This window comes from Erwinia sp. L03-1, from assembly GCF_058686115.1.
The window spans coordinates 1,329,091-1,346,365 of record NZ_CM178762.1 but is presented as its reverse complement, the minus strand read 5'-3'; the positions used below and the strand labels follow the sequence as shown (position 1 = coordinate 1,346,365).

18 protein-coding genes are annotated in these 17,275 nt (G+C 56.2%); 2 read left to right on the top strand and 16 right to left on the bottom strand.

The annotated features are described in order from the left end of the window. The first annotated feature begins 594 nt into the window (after window positions 1-594). Window positions 595-861 (top strand): hypothetical protein, encoded by a 267-nt coding sequence (locus tag AC4PCC_RS06280; RefSeq protein WP_492126769.1) that lies wholly within the window; start codon window positions 595-597, stop codon window positions 859-861. A gap of 228 nt (window positions 862-1,089) precedes the next feature. On the opposite strand, the gene yfcD is transcribed toward AC4PCC_RS06280, so the two are convergent. Next, window positions 1,090-1,629 (bottom strand): NUDIX hydrolase YfcD, encoded by a 540-nt coding sequence (gene yfcD / locus AC4PCC_RS06275; RefSeq protein WP_067705729.1) that lies wholly within the window; start codon window positions 1,627-1,629, stop codon window positions 1,090-1,092. A 95-nt stretch (window positions 1,630-1,724) separates the two neighbouring features. Next, on the bottom strand, window positions 1,725-2,369 hold the full coding sequence (yfcF, locus tag AC4PCC_RS06270; protein WP_492126768.1) for a glutathione transferase: 645 nt from the start codon (window positions 2,367-2,369) through the stop codon (window positions 1,725-1,727). Between the two features lie 219 nt (window positions 2,370-2,588). Here yfcF and AC4PCC_RS06265 point away from each other — a divergent pair, with 219 nt between their 5' ends. After that, entirely contained in the window at window positions 2,589-3,482 is an 894-nt protein-coding gene (locus tag AC4PCC_RS06265) for a TIGR01777 family oxidoreductase (protein ID WP_492126767.1), read from the top strand. 190 nt (window positions 3,483-3,672) lie between these two features. Here AC4PCC_RS06265 and hisP read toward each other — a convergent pair whose 3' ends face one another. The 14 genes from hisP to pdxB all read right to left on the bottom strand — a co-directional run bounded on the left by hisP (window position 3,673) and on the right by pdxB (window position 17,259). Continuing rightward, window positions 3,673-4,446 carry a histidine ABC transporter ATP-binding protein HisP gene (gene hisP, locus AC4PCC_RS06260; RefSeq protein WP_067705734.1) on the bottom strand — a complete coding sequence of 258 codons (774 nt, stop codon included), beginning with the start codon at window positions 4,444-4,446 and terminating at the stop codon, window positions 3,673-3,675. An 8-nt stretch (window positions 4,447-4,454) separates the two neighbouring features. Further along, the gene (locus AC4PCC_RS06255; protein WP_067705735.1) at window positions 4,455-5,171 is read right to left on the bottom strand and encodes an ABC transporter permease; all 717 of its coding nucleotides are present in this window, start codon (window positions 5,169-5,171) and stop codon (window positions 4,455-4,457) included. Then, window positions 5,168-5,854, bottom strand: coding sequence for a histidine ABC transporter permease HisQ (locus tag AC4PCC_RS06250; protein ID WP_492126766.1), 687 nt, complete (start codon window positions 5,852-5,854; stop codon window positions 5,168-5,170). The genes AC4PCC_RS06255 and AC4PCC_RS06250 overlap by 4 nt, the downstream gene beginning before the upstream one ends. Before the next feature lie 96 nt (window positions 5,855-5,950). Further along, window positions 5,951-6,733: a lysine/arginine/ornithine ABC transporter substrate-binding protein ArgT gene (gene argT, locus AC4PCC_RS06245; protein WP_492126765.1), complete on the bottom strand. Its 783-nt coding sequence runs from the start codon at window positions 6,731-6,733 to the stop codon at window positions 5,951-5,953. A 281-nt stretch (window positions 6,734-7,014) separates the two neighbouring features. Next, a complete protein-coding gene (locus tag AC4PCC_RS06240) occupies window positions 7,015-7,584 on the bottom strand; it encodes a UbiX family flavin prenyltransferase (RefSeq protein ID WP_067705739.1) in 570 nt (189 codons plus the stop codon). A 107-nt stretch (window positions 7,585-7,691) separates the two neighbouring features. Next, window positions 7,692-9,209, bottom strand: a complete 1,518-nt coding sequence (purF, locus tag AC4PCC_RS06235; protein WP_492126764.1) for an amidophosphoribosyltransferase — start codon at window positions 9,207-9,209, stop codon at window positions 7,692-7,694. Between the two features lie 36 nt (window positions 9,210-9,245). Next, window positions 9,246-9,731, bottom strand: coding sequence for a colicin V production protein (cvpA, locus tag AC4PCC_RS06230; protein ID WP_067705742.1), 486 nt, complete (start codon window positions 9,729-9,731; stop codon window positions 9,246-9,248). Window positions 9,732-10,349: 618 nt separating this feature from the next. After that, window positions 10,350-11,105, bottom strand: coding sequence for a cell division protein DedD (gene dedD, locus AC4PCC_RS06225; protein WP_492126763.1), 756 nt, complete (start codon window positions 11,103-11,105; stop codon window positions 10,350-10,352). Further along, entirely contained in the window at window positions 11,095-12,357 is a 1,263-nt protein-coding gene (gene folC, locus AC4PCC_RS06220) for a bifunctional tetrahydrofolate synthase/dihydrofolate synthase (protein ID WP_492126762.1), read from the bottom strand. The genes dedD and folC overlap by 11 nt, the downstream gene beginning before the upstream one ends. Window positions 12,358-12,418: 61 nt before the next feature. Next, window positions 12,419-13,330 (bottom strand): acetyl-CoA carboxylase, carboxyltransferase subunit beta, encoded by a 912-nt coding sequence (accD, locus tag AC4PCC_RS06215; RefSeq protein WP_067705746.1) that lies wholly within the window; start codon window positions 13,328-13,330, stop codon window positions 12,419-12,421. Between the two features lie 145 nt (window positions 13,331-13,475). Then, window positions 13,476-14,141 (bottom strand): DedA family protein, encoded by a 666-nt coding sequence (locus AC4PCC_RS06210; RefSeq protein WP_492126761.1) that lies wholly within the window; start codon window positions 14,139-14,141, stop codon window positions 13,476-13,478. A gap of 29 nt (window positions 14,142-14,170) precedes the next feature. Continuing rightward, on the bottom strand, window positions 14,171-14,986 hold the full coding sequence (truA, locus tag AC4PCC_RS06205) for a tRNA pseudouridine(38-40) synthase TruA (protein WP_492126760.1): 816 nt from the start codon (window positions 14,984-14,986) through the stop codon (window positions 14,171-14,173). Further along, complete coding sequence (locus AC4PCC_RS06200; protein WP_067705751.1) at window positions 14,986-15,996, bottom strand: aspartate-semialdehyde dehydrogenase; 1,011 nt, start codon at window positions 15,994-15,996, stop codon at window positions 14,986-14,988. Before AC4PCC_RS06200 ends, truA begins: the two co-directional genes overlap by 1 nt. 84 nt (window positions 15,997-16,080) lie before the next feature. Then, on the bottom strand, window positions 16,081-17,259 hold the full coding sequence (gene pdxB / locus AC4PCC_RS06195) for a 4-phosphoerythronate dehydrogenase PdxB (protein ID WP_492126759.1): 1,179 nt from the start codon (window positions 17,257-17,259) through the stop codon (window positions 16,081-16,083). Window positions 17,260-17,275: the final 16 nt, after the last annotated feature.

The following is a 17,275-nucleotide window of genomic DNA, read 5'->3' as shown; positions in this document are numbered from 1 at the left end:
GCCTGGGGTGCCGACGGGTAGGGCCTGGCGCGGGAAGGTTGTTGGGGTCGCCTACGGGTGGGGCCCGTTGCCTGGCGGTCCTCGCGCCGCGCGTGGCGCGGTTCCTTCGCTTCGTTCGTCGACCTTTCGGACCGGGCATGACGGGACGTCCCTGTCCCGGCATTCCCTTGTGCCAGCATCCCTGCTGGCCCATCCGGGTCGTCCTCTCTCCACTCAGCGCTGCGGATTGCCTGTCACCGGCCCCCACCCGTCTGCTCCTTTCGCATTGTGCTCGCTGCGGGTAAGAGCGGTTCCGGGGGTAACATAAAGTCTTTCGGCAGGTTTGGAAGAGGAAGAACACTGCAAAAAACTCAGCGCTATAGGCTGGGCAGGCGCTATCAAAAGCACATTACCGGATTACCTGCTAGTGGGCCGGGCGGGCTACAAAGCCTGAGCGTTATTAGGGCTTAACTGGAAGTCGTGCTGATGATACCTGCGGAGACTAAAGGGTTTACTAAAAGCAACTCAAAAACCTGAGAGGTGGACAATCCCTGCGGTTGACGGGCAATCCGCAGCGCTGCGGCGCAGACGGAAGGCTAGGCGAGGGCAGCAGGGATGCTGCTCTCAGGGAGCGGCGGGCAGGGATGCCCGCTCGCGACCGGGCCGTCCGGCCTGGAGTCGGAGCCAAAGGCACCACGCGGAGCGTGGCGCGAGGACGCCCGGCAAACGCTGGGATTGTCCACCGGCATCGCAGGTATTGCAGCCCAAACAACTAACCAGCCAACGCTGAGATTGTCCACCGACACCGCAGCTATGGCAGCCCAAACAACTAACCAGCCAACGCTGAGATTGTCCACCGGCTTCACAGGTATCGCAGCCTAAACAACTAACCAGCGAACGCTGGGATTGTCCACCGACACCGCAGGCATCGCAGCCCAAACAACTAACCAGCCAACGCTGGGATTGTCCACCGACACCGCAGCTATGGCAGCCCAAACAACTAACCGGCAAACGCTGGGATTGCCCACCGAAACAGCGGGTATGCAACTTGCGCGTCCAGGAGTTAAGCCCGGTCAACGCCGGGGTTGTCCACCGACACAGCGTCTACCGCTATGCTTGTGCTTGCGACAGGGTACGTCCCTGCTCGTTATTACGACTCAACCAAAGTGACAAAGCTTTTAAAGAATCATCGGTAAACTCGTCGCAGCGGGCGGTTATCTCTTCCGGCGTCATCCAGAAAACTTCATCAACTTCCTCTTCCTGCATCGCAAAAGGCCCGTGCGACACGCAGCTGAACAGTCCTCCCCATACCCGGCAGTGCTGATCCTCAAAGTAAAACAGACCATGCTCGGCGAAAGGAACGGCGGCAATACCCAGCTCTTCTTCGGCTTCGCGTCTGGCTGACTCAAGCATCTCCTCCCCGCTCTGCACCACCCCACCGGCGGTTGCATCAAGCATACCCGGCATAAAATCTTTGCTCTCGGTACGGCGCTGCACCAGAATTTTTCCCATCCCATCGTGTACCACAATATAGGTTGCGCGATGGCGCAAACACTGTGCCCGCATCTGCGCACGGCTGGACTGTGCAATAACCTCGTTATCTTCGTTAACGATATCTACCCATTCCGTGCCGCGATCTTGCTCGACCATCCGTAACCCTTATTCGTTCTGGCGCTTTGCGCTCGTTGATTCGTGCCCGCGCAGTTTGCCACGAGCGACCAAAAATTAATAATCCTTCTATGTCATTAACCGGCGTTTTTTAATGATTGTGACAGCCAGAGATGAACGGACGCGCGTTGCCACTGAAAATGGGCGTAATCAACCAGACGATCTGGCACCGGATCGCCGTGAAGCGCCAGACGATTAATCATCACAGCCACATCCGTATCCACAATTGACCATTCCCCAAACAGATTCTGCTGCCCTGCTATCAGTAAACGTCCGACGCCTGAAAAAAGCCTGTTGGCAGAGGTGGTTGCAGCCTCGCTGAGAGGCGGGAATTTTTCAGCAGCAAAAAGCACTTCCGTCGGTCGCTCCTGCCGCAGAGGTAAGAAATCGCTGCGCAGCCATGCCTGGATTTCGCGGGCCCTTGCACACTGTTCACGGTTGCCCGGGTACAGGCGCTCAAACTCCGGCGCAGGGAAACGCGCTTCCAGATACTCTTCGATGGCAGAGGACTCGGAAAGCACAAAGTCATCGATCTGTAACGCCGGAACCCGGTGAGTCAGCGAAATATCACCCCATGCGGCAGAGAGATGCTCGCCGCTCGCCAGGTCAATACGCCGGGTGGTAAAGGGCATGCCTTTTTCACTGAGAGCAACGAAAACGGACATCACATAGGGGCTAAAAAAACAGGCATCTGACCACAACGTTACGTTAGGGTAATTCATTCCCGGCTCCGGAGAAGATCGCGTGTGCATTCTGTTTACCCATTTTTTTACTGGAAGGCAATCGTGATCGGTGGGAATACCACGCAGAAAAAAAGAGAAATTCAAACCTGTGACGCTCTCTGCTCAAAAAGGCTGTGCTTTACTGCACCCTGTGTCAGATTCACCTAAGCTAATAGCAGGCTGTTAGATGATTAACACCACTCTAAAAGGACACTCAGCATGCACATTTTACTGACGGGCGGTACCGGCCTGATTGGCAGCCACCTTATCCCCCGCCTGTTACAGCGCGGCGACAGCGTCAGCGTGGTCACCCGTAATGTGGCCAGCGCACGCAGCAAGCTGGACGAGCGGGTCAACCTGTGGTCAGGGCTGGAGCAGCAGCGCGATCTTAACGCCGTTGACGCTGTTATCAATCTGGCGGGCGAACCCATCGCCGATAAGCGCTGGAGCGACACGCAGAAGCAGCGGCTGTGTGAAAGCCGCTGGCAGATAACCGAGCGCCTTACCGCCCTGATACATGCCAGCAGTACACCGCCCTCGGTATTGATCTCCGGTTCCGCCACCGGCTACTACGGTGATGCTGGCGATGTGGTACTGACCGAAGAGGATCCCGGTCACGACGAATTTACACACCAGCTCTGCGCGCGCTGGGAGTCGCTGGCGCTGGCGGCAGAAAGTGATCAGACGCGCGTCTGCCTGCTGCGTACCGGCGTGGTACTGGCGAAAGAGGGCGGCGCCCTGAGCAAAATGAAGCTGCCCTTTAAGCTGGGTATTGGCGGGCCGATCGGCACCGGTAAGCAGTATATGCCGTGGATCCACCTTGAGGATATGCTAAGCGCTATTCTCTGGCTGTTGGATAGCAGCAGCCTGCGCGGTCCGTTCAATATGGTTGCTCCCTACGCGGTGCGCAACGAACAGTTTGCCGCTACCCTGGGAGAAGCAATGCACCGCCCGGCCTTTATGCGTACCCCGGCCAGCGCGATAAAGCTGATAATGGGGGAGTCCTCGGTATTGGTACTCGGTGGTCAGCACGTGCTACCGAAGCGGCTGGAGGAATCGGGATTTGATTTCCGCTGGTATCAGCTGGATGAGGCGCTAAAGAATGTGGTCTGAACCACAGGGGCCGCGAGCTGAACGATAGCACCGTATCAGCCCGCATACGCATACATACTGGCCCTACGCGTCAGGATGCCTGTTTTCGTCGCGATGCGATAACCGCGCCGCATTCCGGATCATCCCGGAGCACGGCGCGGAGAATCCTGTTAACTTTCAGCTAACACCGTTACCTCAGAGCGAAACCCGTCTACTTCAGCACACCGGAGAGAAACTGTTGCAGGCGCGGGCTTTTGGGATTATTGAACAGCTCGTCCGGCGGACCCTCCTCCTCTATTTTCCCCTGATGCAGGAAAATCACATGGCTTGAGACGTGACGGGCGAACTCCATTTCGTGGGTGACAACCACCATGGTTTTACCCTCCTCCGCCAGCTTCTGCATAATCCGTAGCACCTCGCCCACCAGCTCCGGGTCGAGCGCCGAGGTCGGTTCATCAAACAGCAGCACCTCTGGCTCCATCGCCAGCGCACGCGCAATAGATACGCGCTGCTGCTGGCCGCCCGACAGGTGGACCGGATATTTCGCCCGGGCGCGCTCGTCAATCCCCACCTTCTCCAGATACCGGATGGCGCGATCGTGCGCGTCGGCTTTGCTCAGACCGAGAACCTGCATCGGCGCCTCCATAACGTTTTGCAGCACCGTCATGTGACTCCACAGGTTAAAGTGCTGAAAGACCATGGTCAGACTGGTACGCAGCGCCCGCAGCTGCTCCTTATTGGACACCTTAAGCTGACCGTCGGTATCGCGCACCAGGTTAATGGTCTGGTTATTAACAGAAAGCGTCCCTTCGCTGGGCTTTTCCAGAAAATTAATACAGCGCAGGAAGGTACTTTTTCCCGAACCCGATGAACCGATAATACTGATCACATCACCGGCGTCAGCCCGCAGTGATACGCCCTTCAGCACCTCATGCTCACCGTAGCGCTTATGCAGTTCAGTTACGTTTAATTTATTTTCGGCCATAATTTTGCTCAATGAGTCGATGAGGGTTTAACGTGCGCCAGCCAGCGTTTCTCCGCCATGCGGAACAGACTAATCAACACATACGAGATAATCAGGTAGAGGATGGCGGCAATGCCAAACGCCACGAACGGCTGATAGGTGGCGGAGTTAATATCCCGCGCCACCTTCAGCAGGTCCGGTACGGTCGCGGTAAAAGCCAGCGCCGTGGAGTGCAGCATCAGGATCACTTCATTACTGTAGGCCGGCAGCGCGGTGCGCAGTGCGGAGGGCAGAATAATGCAGCGATAAAGTTTAAAAGGAGAAAAGCCATAAGCGCGGGCCGCTTCAATTTCACCATAAGGGACAGCACGGATCGCACCGGCGAAAATCTCGGTGGTATAGGCACAGGTATTCAGCGTGAGTGCCAGCAGCGTACAGTTCAGCCCGCTGCGGAAGAACGCGTTAAGCAATTCGTTGCCCTTTACCACCTCCAGCGTGTACATACCGGAATAGAAGATCAGCAGTTGAACATAGAGCGGCGTACCACGAAAAATATAGGTAAACAGCCAGACCGGAAAACGCACCGCCCTGATGGGGGAAACGCGGGCAATGGCCAGCAGTACTGCCAGGCATCCGCCCAGCACAACGGAAATAATCAGTAGCCACAGGGTAATCGCCACGCCGGAAAAGCGATAACCGTCCGTCCACAGCAGGGCTTTCCAGTATTCCTGAATAATATCGATCATAAGTCAGCCCTTTTTACACCCACCGAATACCGGCGTTCCAGCCACCACAACACGCCGTTAGAGAGCGTGGTAAATATCAGATAGATAATGCCGGCCACGATGGCAAACCAAAACGGCTGCCAGGTACTTTTTCCCGCCAGCTGCGTTGCCTTAACCACATCTTCCAGCCCCAGTAACGAAACCAGCGCCGTTGCTTTCAGTATGACCTGCCAGTTATTACCGATACCGGGCAGCGCATAACGCATCATCGCCGGGAACAAAATGCGGCGGAAAGTTTGTGAAGAGGAGAAGCCGAACGCCGTCGCTGCTTCCACCTGCCCTTTTGACACCGCCATCCAGGCACCGCGAAAAGTCTCGGTAAAGTAAGCGCCATAGATGAAACCGAGCGTAATAATACCGGCCACCATCGGGTCGATATCAAACTGGCTAAGCCCCAGCAGGTCGGTAAGCTGGTTAAGGGCAATTTGCAGGCCGTAAAAAATCAGCAGCATCAGAACCAGATCGGGCACACCGCGAATTAGAGTGGTGTAGCCTCCAAAGATTATCCGCAGTGGACGATTAGAGGAGAGTTTGGCGCCCGCACCAACCAAACCGAGGATGACCGACAGCAGCACCGAGCTGAGGGCCAGCTCAAGCGTAACCAGCGCGCCCCTGAAAATGACATCAGAATATCCATACAGCATAAGCATTTCCTGTCTTAAATTTCACTACGCGTTTTACCGACAGCAGGCAGGTAAAACAGGAGCCGCCATTTTCGGCAAGCCCCCTGACAGGTTTTCTTAACCGCCGTACACGTCAAAGTCGAAATATTTTTTAGCCAGCTTGTCGTAGGTGCCATCTTTACGCATCGATTCAAAAGCTTTGTCGATGGCCGCCTTCAGATCGGTTTCATCTTTGCGCATGCCTATTCCGGTTCCCACGCCAAAGATCTTCTCATCCTTCACCGCCGGACCGGCAAAAGCAAAGTTTTTACCCGCAGGCTGTTTCAGGAACCCTTCGCTGGCGGCAACCTCATCCTGGAAAGCCGCATCAATTCGACCCGCCGTCAGATCCTGATACACCTGGTCCTGGTTTGCATAAGGCGTGATGGTTACGCCTTTTGGACGCCACTCCTGATTTGCATAGGTTTCCTGCGTGGTACCCTGAAGCAGTCCGATAGTTTTGCCCTTCAGCGAGTCCACGGTTGGCAACAGTTTGGAGCCTTTTGGCGCAATCAGACGGGCATTGGCTGCAAATAATTTTTCAGAGAAGGCGATCTCCTGCTGACGTTTTTCGGTAATCGAGAGGGAAGAGATAATGGCATCAATCTTCTTCGCCTTAAGCGAGGGGATCAGCGCGTCAAAATCGCTCTCTACATACGTACATTTGGTCTCCATACGTTTGCAGATCTCGTTAGCGAGATCGATATCAAACCCAACCAGCTGCCCCTGGGCATTCTTTGATTCAAAGGGGGCATAAGTAGGATCGTTACCAATGCGCAGCGTCTTCGGTGCGGCAGCAAATGCGCTACCTGCGGAAGAGAGAGCCAGCAGCAGAGAAAGAGCCAGGACCTGCTTTTTCATAGATTACCCTCAAGATGAACTTTTATTATGGCGTTATGATCTGTTCGCGCCGTTATGGCCAATGTTATTTGCAGGTTTCATGCCACTTTTACGCGGGTGTGCCCCACGGTTGCGCAGCCCGGTCGCCACGCTCTGTTACAGCGTAAGCGCCCGGATTCTGAGGAAATATATAGCAGATTTGTTGAGGCGGAGCGGCGGCAATGTTGCATTTTGGTGCATCAGATGCACGAAATGCGATTCAGCGCCCGCTATTGCACTAATGTCGGGCAGGGAAGCGAATTTTATGCACCCTGCCAGCGCGTAAACAGATCCTTATCAAGTTCGATATCAAACTGATCTATCACTCTGTTAACTGTCTGATCGACAATATCCATTATCTGCTGAGGACGGTGATAGAAGGCAGGAACGGGGGGCATAATGATTGCGCCTAACTCCGCCGCGCTGGTCATCATACGCAGGTGCCCAAGGTGCAGCGGCGTTTCCCTTACGCAAAGTACCAGCCGACGACGCTCCTTCAGCACCACGTCTGCCGCGCGGGTTAGCAGCCCGTCGGTGTAGCTGTGAACAATGCCGGAAAGGGTTTTCATTGAGCACGGCAGGATAGCCATCCCTTCGGTCTTGAATGAGCCAGAGGAGATGCTGGCAGCAATATCGCGCGCATCGTGAACCACATCGGCCATCGCCTGGACCTCACGCAGCGAATAATCGCTCTCCAGCGCCAGGGTTTGTCGCGCCGCCTGACTCATTACCAGGTGCGTTTCCACCCCGCTGACCTGCTGCAATATTTGCAGCGTGCGAACGCCATAAATCACGCCGCTGGCGCCTGAAATGCCAATAATGAGTCGTTTCATGGTTAACCTGCTTTAATCATTGAAAGGCCAGCTCCCGCCCGCCAAAAAAACAAATGGGCCGGAATCGCTTCCAGCCCATCAACTCTGTTGCACTCTCGCTAAGGGTATTAGCCTTCGTTGTGCATTTCCAGGTTTTCTACTTCATTCTGACGCGCCATTGCTTTGGCATCGTCATTGCGTAACGACTGGAGATACTCAAGATAGCGCTGATCGACATCTTTGGTCACGTAGATACCGTTAAAGACCGAGCACTCAAACTGAACGATATCCGGGTTTTCTTCACGTACGGCTTCGATCAGGTCATTCAGATCCTGGAACACCAGCGCATCTGCACCAATCAGCTGGCGGATCTCTTCCACTTCACGTCCGTGCGCAATCAGTTCCGTCGCGCTGGGCATATCAATGCCATAGACGTTAGGGAAACGCACTTCCGGTGCCGCTGAGGCAAGGTAGACTTTTTTCGCGCCTGCCTCACGGGCCATCTCGATAATCTGTTCGGAGGTGGTCCCACGCACGATGGAATCATCAACCAGCAGGACGTTCTTGCCGCGAAACTCCGCGCGGTTAGCGTTCAGCTTACGGCGCACGGCGCTGCGGCGCTGGTGCTGCCCCGGCATGATAAAGGTGCGGCCGACATAGCGGTTTTTAACAAAGCCCTGACGATACGGCTTGTCGAGGATGCGGGCGATCTCCAGCGCGATATCGCAGGAAGTTTCCGGAATGGGGATCACCACATCAATATCCAGATCTTCCCACTCACGGGCGATTTTCGCGCCCAATTTGGTGCCCATGCGCACCCGTGCACTGTAGACGGAGATTTTGTCCAGGAACGAGTCCGGGCGGGCAAAATAGACGTACTCAAACAGGCAGGGATTGAATTTCGGGTTTTCCGCGCACTGACGGGTGAAAAGCTGGCCCTTCTCGGTCACATAGACCGCTTCGCCCGGCGCCACATCGCGCAGGAATTCAAAGCCCAGGGTATCAAGTGCCACGCTCTCAGAGGCCACCATATATTCACAGCGACCGTCCTGCATGCCGCGTTTGCCGATAACCAGCGGGCGAATGCCGTTAGGATCGCGGAAAGCGACCAGGCCATGGCCAATAATCATTGCCACGCAGGCGTAAGCGCCGCGAACGTGCTGATGCACGGCCGCAACCGCCGAAAAAATATTCTCTGCTTCCAGCGGGTAGTGCTGAAAACGATCCAGCTCCTGCGCAAAGATATTCAGCAGGATTTCAGAATCGGAGGTGGTGTTCACGTGACGACGACCGCTTTCAAACAGCGCGCGGCGCAGTTCGTGGGCATTGGTCAGGTTACCATTATGCGCAAGTGTGATGCCGAAAGGCGAGTTGACGTAGAAGGGCTGCGCTTCAGAAGCACTTGAGCTTCCGGCAGTAGGATAGCGTACGTGGCCAATCCCCATATTCCCCTGCAAACGCTGCATATGGCGGGCTTCAAATACATCGCTAACCAGACCGTTTGCTTTACGCAGGCGGAAGCAATTCAGTGCATCGATGGTGACAATGCCAGCGGCATCCTGCCCACGGTGCTGTAGCACCGTTAACGCGTCATAAATCGACTGGTTGACCGGCATAAAACCGGCGATTCCGACAATACCGCACATAGGGTCATTTCCTCATAAGCCGCAACCCCGGCTCAATTACCGGGGCAAAAAACTCGACGTGCTTTTCAGATAGTCAAAAAACCACCTGATGATGTAGCTGAACTGGGGGACCAGCTGGGACTGTTGCCAGTCCGGGCTTTTAGAAAAGCCGGTGAATGTATCAAGGAAGAACAGCATCGCCGATACGATCAGCACGCCGCGCAACGCCCCGAAACAGACGCCGAGTACCCGGTCAGTACCCGACAGCCCGGTTTTTTCAACCAGTGAACCAATAACGTAGTTGACGATGGCCCCGACTAACAGCGTGGCAACGAACAACACCGCAATAGCGATCCCATTTCTGACCAGTTCATCGTTGAATCCAGTGAGCCAGACGGCCAGGAAGGCGTAATAATGACTGGCGACAAAAAATGCGCATCCCCAGGTGACGAGTGATAAAGCTTCCCGAACGAACCCGCGGATCAGGCTGACCAGTGCCGAAAAACCGACAACCGCAATAATGACGTAATCTATCCAGACCATGAACTCTTCCAGCGACTGTGCCCCTGCCTCAGATCCCGCCTCTTGTTGCCTGTGAGAAACGTGCTTCACCATGCAGAAAAAGAGGACGTAACCGGAGTTCGGGGCGAATTCTAACAGAAAAAGAAAACGTTTGCGTACGGTTTTCCTTTGCCAGTTTAATTAAAATGTTGCGCAAAAATAATACGCACTTATGTCGTCTCTCATCCGCTCATGAGGATGCTGCACTCTGATAAAGTAATTATTTGATTCATAATAAATAATGGAGCAACTGGGAGCGATAATGCAAGGGACTCAGGCACGCAATTAACTGCTTTGTAAGGCTGAGGCTTTCAGATTAACAGGTACAGACTAACAGTCCACGGCGCTGAACAACCCTGCGCAAATCACAGGCACCCTCTATGTTTCCTGTACCCTAATACCCACGTCGCTAACGCTGTTCCTTCATCGCGAATACCAACGTACTTATGCTGTTCCTTCATCGCGAGCACCAACGTGCTTATGCTGTTCCTTCATACCGCGAATACCAACGTGCTTATCCTGTTCCTTCATACCACAAGTAGCCCCGCAGCCCCGCAGCCCCGGGATTATCCCTGATCCACAGGTCTGCGAGGCAGGTTATCAGTGCGCGCTGTAGGGTTTAACCACGCCGCCCAGTCCGGAAATTCCCTGTAGCTCACCAACGGCGGCCTGCATTTTCGCTTTGGAGGCGTCGGGGCCGACATAAAGGCGGGTGATTTGCCCCTGGACCGGCGTAGAGGGCTGAGTAAAGGCCCGGTAGCCGGACAGACGCAGTTTCGCGACGATCTCATTCACCTTAGCCGCATTTTTCAGTGCGCCCAGCTGTACGACCCAGGCCTGGCCTGACGGCGCGGCTTCCGGCTGCGCTTTCTGGCGCGACTCCGCTACAGTGGTGGATTCATCTTCTGCGGAGGGCCGCGGCTTTTCAACCAGCTTCGGCGCAGGCTTTTCAACCGGTTTCGGTTTTTCCACCGGCTTCGGTTTTTCGACGGGCTTCGGCTTTTCAACCGGCTTCGGCTGAGCAGCCGGTTTAGATGGCTGGACCGGAGGCGGTGCGACCACATCCGGCTCGTTTACCGACTGCGGCGCCGTTGAACCGCTCTCAGCCTGCGAGCTGTTCTCACTGTTGCTGCCCATCGTCGCGGCACCTTCCGGTGGCTGGGCGGGCAGTGGTTGTGTTACCGACGGAACCATATCGGTTTCCTGCTGATCGCCCGGTTTTGGCACCAGCGGGATTGCCGCAAACTCTTCTTTATAGTGCTTCTTTTTACCGTCCAGCAGCCCTGGCAGCACGATCACGCCCAGCGCCACAATGATGATGGTTCCGACTAAACGGTTCTGAAACTTACTTGCCACTGCCGTTCTCCGCTTCTATCGTTTCCATTACCTGAGCTACGGTATGGAATGAGCCACATACCAGTACAATATCCTGTTCCGCTGCCTGCTTCAGTGCCTGGCGATATGCGTCAGCCACGCTGGAAAATGCCTTCGCCGCGGGCAGATACGCCATCAGCTGTTCAGCCGTGGCACCGCGCGGCCCATCAAGAGGCGCGCAGTACCAGCTATCGATCACCGGGCTGAGGCAGGCCAGCGTACCGGCGATGTCTTTGTCGTGCAGCATACCGACCACGGCATGGGTCCTGCCAACGTCAGGCAGCTCGCCTAATCGTTCGGCGAGGTAAGCCGCCGCATGAGGATTATGCGCCACGTCAAGGATTACCCGTGGCCCCTGTGCGACGGTCTGGAAGCGCCCCGGTAACACGGCCTTAGCCAGCCATTCGCGCAGGATAGCCTCATCCACTTTCAGCGGCGATGCACGCAGCGCAGCCAGCGCCGTCGCCGCATTGGGTAAGGGCACCTGCGGCAGCGGCAGCCCGCTCAGCGTACCCTGTGCATCGCTGAACGACCAGCAGTGCGCCTGGGCGGTATATGACCAGTCATGACCCCGCCGGAATAAATGCGCCCCCAGTGAATCAGCCACTTCTGCGATAGTGTCTGGCATATCGGGCTCGCCCACGATGGCGGGTTTCCCGGCACGGAACACGCCCGCCTTTTCACGACCAATACTTCCCCGATCCGGCCCAAGCCAGTCGGTATGGTCGAGCGCGATGCTGGTGATCACGGCCACATCCGAATCTACAATATTGGTGGCATCAAGACGGCCACCCAGCCCGACCTCAAGGATCACCACGTCAAGCGCCGCACGTTTAAACAGCCACAGGGCGGAAAGCGTGCCGTATTCAAACCAGGTCAGCGAGGTTTCACCGCGCCCTGACTCGATATCGACAAAGGATGCAATATGCTCAGATTCAGCCAGCTCTTCGCCCTGAATACGCACGCGCTCGGTATAGCGAACCAGATGGGGCGAACTGAAGACGCCGACGCGATAGCCAGCCGCCATCAGCAGCGTTTCCAGCATACGACAGGTTGTGCCTTTGCCATTGGTTCCCGCGACGGTAAAAACAAAGGGGGCGGGGGTAAGCAGGTCGAGCGAGGTAGCCACGCGCTGTACGCGTGCCAGCCCGAGTTCGATAGCCTGAGAATGCAAATTCTCAAGATAATGAAGCCACGTGGCCAGGGGCGACGTGGCTTGAGGAAGATTATCCATGTGTCCCGTTCACAACGTTACGGTGCATTGGGGAAAGGGCTTGCGCCCTTTCGGGAATCAATCAGGCCTCGTGGCTCTGAGGTGCATCTTCGACCACCTCTTGCGGGGCGTCTTCATGCGGCTCTGGCAGATTCATCATCTTGGCCAGAATCGTCGCCAGCTTAAAGCGCATCACCGGGCGGCGCACGATCATATCAATCGCGCCTTTTTCGATGAGGAACTCGCTGCGCTGGAAGCCAGGCGGCAGTTTCTCGCGCACGGTTTGTTCGATAACGCGCGGGCCGGCAAAACCGATCAGCGCTTTAGGTTCAGCGATATTCAGATCGCCCAGCATGGCGAAACTGGCAGAAACGCCGCCCATGGTCGGGTCGGTCAGTACGGAGATATAAGGAAGCCCCCGCGCCTGCATTTTTGCCAGCGCGGCGCTGGTTTTCGCCATCTGCATCAGCGACATCAGCGCTTCCTGCATACGGGCACCACCAGAGGCTGAAAAACAGATCATCGGGCAGTTGTCTTCCAGCGCCTGCTCAACCGCACGAACAAAACGCGCGCCGACCACCGAGCCCATCGATCCACCCATAAAGGAGAACTCAAAGGCAGCAGCAACTACGGGCATATCGTACAGCGTGCCTTTCATAACGATCAGAGCATCTTTTTCACCGGTGTCTTTCTGAGCCGCTGAAAGACGGTCTTTGTACTTTTTAGAATCCCTGAACTTGAGCAAATCCTTCGGCTCCAGCTCGCTGCCCAGCTCAACCATCGAGCCTTCATCCAGCACGCTGTGCAGACGATCGCGACCATGCATACGCATGTGGTGGTCGCATTTCGGGCAAACTTCAAGATTACGTTCCAGCTCGGCGCGGTAGAGAACCTGGCCGCAGCTGTCACACTTGGTCCAGACACCTTCCGGAATACTGGATTTGCGCGTTGGGGAGATTGTGCTCTTATTGAGAATTCGTTCAATCCAGCTCATTGATGACCTTTCTGTTTGAACCTGGCTTAACCAGTTTTCTTTTTCCACGCCGCCGCAGCAGCGCAGACCGTAAATGTCGCTCATTAAACCATAACCGCCCGACGCTGTGGATAAAAATCTGGCCGTCGGGCACGTGTTTAATGCGTTACGACTGCGATTTAGGCGGCTTTGCCGCACGCCGGTGACGCATAACCTCTATGACGCCCGGCAGAATAGAGACCAGGATTATCGCCACAATCAGATAATGAATATTCTTCTGTACCGCTGGCAGGTTACCAAAGAAGTAGCCCGCGTAGGAAAACAGCAGCACCCAAAGCAGTCCGCCCGTCACATTAAACAGCGCGAAGTGGCGGTAGGACATTTTACCCATGCCGGCCACAAAGGGGGCAAAAGTGCGAACAATTGGAACAAAGCGCGCAAGAATAATCGTTTTCCCGCCGTGGCGCTCGTAAAACTGATGCGTTTTATCCAGATAGCTGCGACGGAAGATTTTCGACGACGGGTTACTGAACAGCCTGTCGCCAAATAAACGCCCGATGGTGTAGTTCACCGCGTCACCCAGAATGGCGGCAATGCACAGCAGCAGCGCCATCATATGCACATTCAGCGCACTGTCGGGTATTGCCGCCAGCGCGCCCGCCACGAATAACAGCGAGTCGCCCGGCAGGAATGGCGTGACCACCAGTCCGGTTTCACAAAACAGGATAAGAAACAGAATGGCGTAGATCCAGATGCCGTACTGCGCAACCATTGCCTGTAGATGAACATCAATGTGCAGAATAAAATCAATCAGGGTGTGAATCATTTCCATACTTGTTTCCCTAATACTTCGGACCAGGATTAATCCACGAGGAACAGCGGTCCCATCGGCGGACGAGGTAAATCATAGCGTTCGGGATAATCGACCGCCACCAGGTAGAGCCCTTCCGCCCTGCCGGTTGCGGCAGCCAGCTTGCGATCTTTTGCCGCCAGCAGTTCTGCCATCCAGCTTTCCGGCTGATTCCCACAGCCTACTTCCATCAGGCTGCCGACGATGTTGCGTACCATATGATGCACAAAGGCGTTCGCCTTGATATCTACCACCACGTAGGCTCCGTAGCGGCTGACGGTGAGGTGCATCAGGTTGCGCCAGGGCGTACGCGACTGGCACTGTACCGCGCGAAATGACGTGAAGTCATTCTCACCCAGCAGGCACTGACCGGCACGCTGCATTTTTTCAACATCCAGAGGATGATAAAAGTGGGTCACGCCGCCGTGCAGGATCGCCGGGCGCAGACGCCGGTTGTAGATAACATAGCGATAGCGGCGCGCCGTGGCGCTGAAGCGGGCGTGAAAATCATCCGGCACCGCTTTGACCCAGCGAACGGCGATGTCAGGCGGCAGGTTAGCATTCACGCCCAGCGTCCAGGCCGCATCCTTGCGCACCGACGAGGTTTCAAAATGTACCACCTGGCCGGTGCCGTGAACGCCCGCATCGGTGCGGCCCGCGCAGAAAACGCTGACCGGATGATTCGCCACCGCCGCCAGCGCTTTTTCCAGCTTTTCCTGGACGCTTCTCACTTCCTGCTGCCGCTGCCAGCCATAATAGCGGCTACCGTCATATTCAATGCCGAGCGCCACTTTATGTGACGGCTGCGGCAGTCCCGCGTCTGACATCAGTACAGATACTCCTGCACCAGCTTCTCGGCGGTTTTTATCGCCATCAGCGCGCCACCAAAACGCACGTTATCTGACACTGACCAGAACTGCACCATTTCAGGTATGCCGTAATCATTACGTACGCATCCCAGATTGAGCTGAGCACTCCCGGAGGCATCGCCGACCTGGGTGGGGTAATCGTCCTCGTCAGACAGCAGGATATCCTCCGCCTGCGCAAGCGCGTCTCGTGCTTCCTCAGCCGACATCGGCCGCAGATTTTCGATGTGTACTACCTGCGCGTTGCCGTAAAAAACCGGTGCCTGAACCGTGGAAACGGTGATCGGCAGGCCTTCATCCTGAAGAACTTTCCGCACCTGATCGACCAGACGGCGCTCCTGCACTACGCTGCCCTCGGCATCAGGCAGCAGCGGCAGCATATTGAACGCCAGCTGGCGATCGAAAAACGTTTCCTCCGTCGGCAGGCCGTTGAGCAGGCGGGCACTTTCCCCGGCCAGCGAATCCACGGCGGCTTTGCCGTGCGCCGAGGCGGCAATCAGGCTGGTGACCTGTAAACGACCAAGGCCAGCAACATCAACCAGCGGTTTAATCGCACACAGCAGCTGACTGGTGACGCTATCGGCAACGCTGATGATATTGCGGTTGCGGTAGTCGGCCAGCACCTGCGGGTTGACGTCCGGCACCACCAGCGGTACGTCCGGCTCAAGCGCGAACAGATCGCTGGAGTCAATCACCAGGCAGCCGCTGTTGGCCGCCTCATCCGCATAACGTGCCGAGGCCTCACGACCGGCGACGAAAAAGGCCAGCTGCACCTGCGACCAGTCAAATTCATTCGCATCCGTGACCAGCAGTGATTTGCCCTCGTAGCGCAGCGTTTCGCCCGCGCTGCGCTCGCTTGCCAGCGCATACAGCTCACCAACCGGGAACTGACGTTCAGCCAGTAATTCCAGTAAAGCTCTCCCTACTGCGCCTGTCGCGCCCAGTAGCGCGATATTCCAGCCGTCAGACATGTTGGTTTACTCCAGAAATGACATAAAAAATTAAGGGCGGTGCAGTACCGCCCGGAGAAGCATTCTATTCCGTCCGGCCAGCGTTCAGCCTGCGGAAAGCGGATGAAAAACCGCATTAAAACCCAGTTTTTTCAGCAAAAGCGCCGTCTCTTCCACATCGCAGCTTACCCGCAGTGAAGACCACTCACGACGCTCAAGATAATTTTTGCGTAGCCGGTCAAACTCTCCCGGTATAGCCGCCACCTTCCGCAGCGGCGCATCATCGCGGCGCACATCATACACCAGATGCACCACTCTTTTTAGCGTTGCCTGATCCAGCCTGCCGTTAAGGGTAATATGGGTAAATTCAGGCGCGGGCAGCAGCGTATCCAGCGCCACCTGCTGCGGCTGGCCGAGCCAGGCCGTCCAGGCTTCAAAGACCTGGGTGGTGCCGCGCGCTTTACCTTCCAGGGTATATCCGGCTATATGCGCGGTGGCAATATCAACTTTTTCCAGCAGCGGCAGGGAAAGTTCGGGTTCGGGTTCCCACACGTCCAGCACCACGCTGAGATCGCTGCGCTGTTGCAAAACCTTCAGCAGTGCGGCGTTATCCACCACCGGTCCGCGACAGGCGTTGATCAGGATGCTGCCGGGCTTCAGCGCCAGCAGCAGCGCCTCGTCGGCCAGGTGCAGCGTTTTGTACTCACCCTGCTTATAAAGCGGCGTATGGAAGGTGATTATGTCCGCCTGGGCGACCACCGCGTTGAGCGGCAGGAAATCCTCCGGGTCGCCACGATCGGCGCGCGGCGGGTCACACAGCAGGGTACGAATTCCCAGCGCCTCAAGCCGCGCCTGCAGACGACGGCCAACATTACCCACACCGACGATACCTACCGTCCGATCTGTCAGCTGAAAGCCGTCGCGTTCCGCCAGCAGCAGCAGCGCAGAGAAGACATATTCGACCACGGCAATGGCGTTACAGCCGGGGGCAGCCGAAAAGGCAATCCCCTGCTCTTTCAGAAAAACCTCATCAATGTGATCGGTGCCAGCGGTGGCGGTGCCGACAAATTTTACCGGCTTACCGCTCAGCAGCCCGGCATTCACTTTAGTGACCGAACGCACCATCAGTCCATCCGCATCATCCAGCGCTGCCGGGGGGACGGGACGCCCCGGAACCGCCACCACATCACCGGTGCGGCTAAAGAGTTCCCGGGCATAGGGCATATTTTCATCAACGAGGATTTTCACAATCGGTTTCCTGCATAAGCCAGTGAGGGCAGACATTCTGCCACAAACCCGC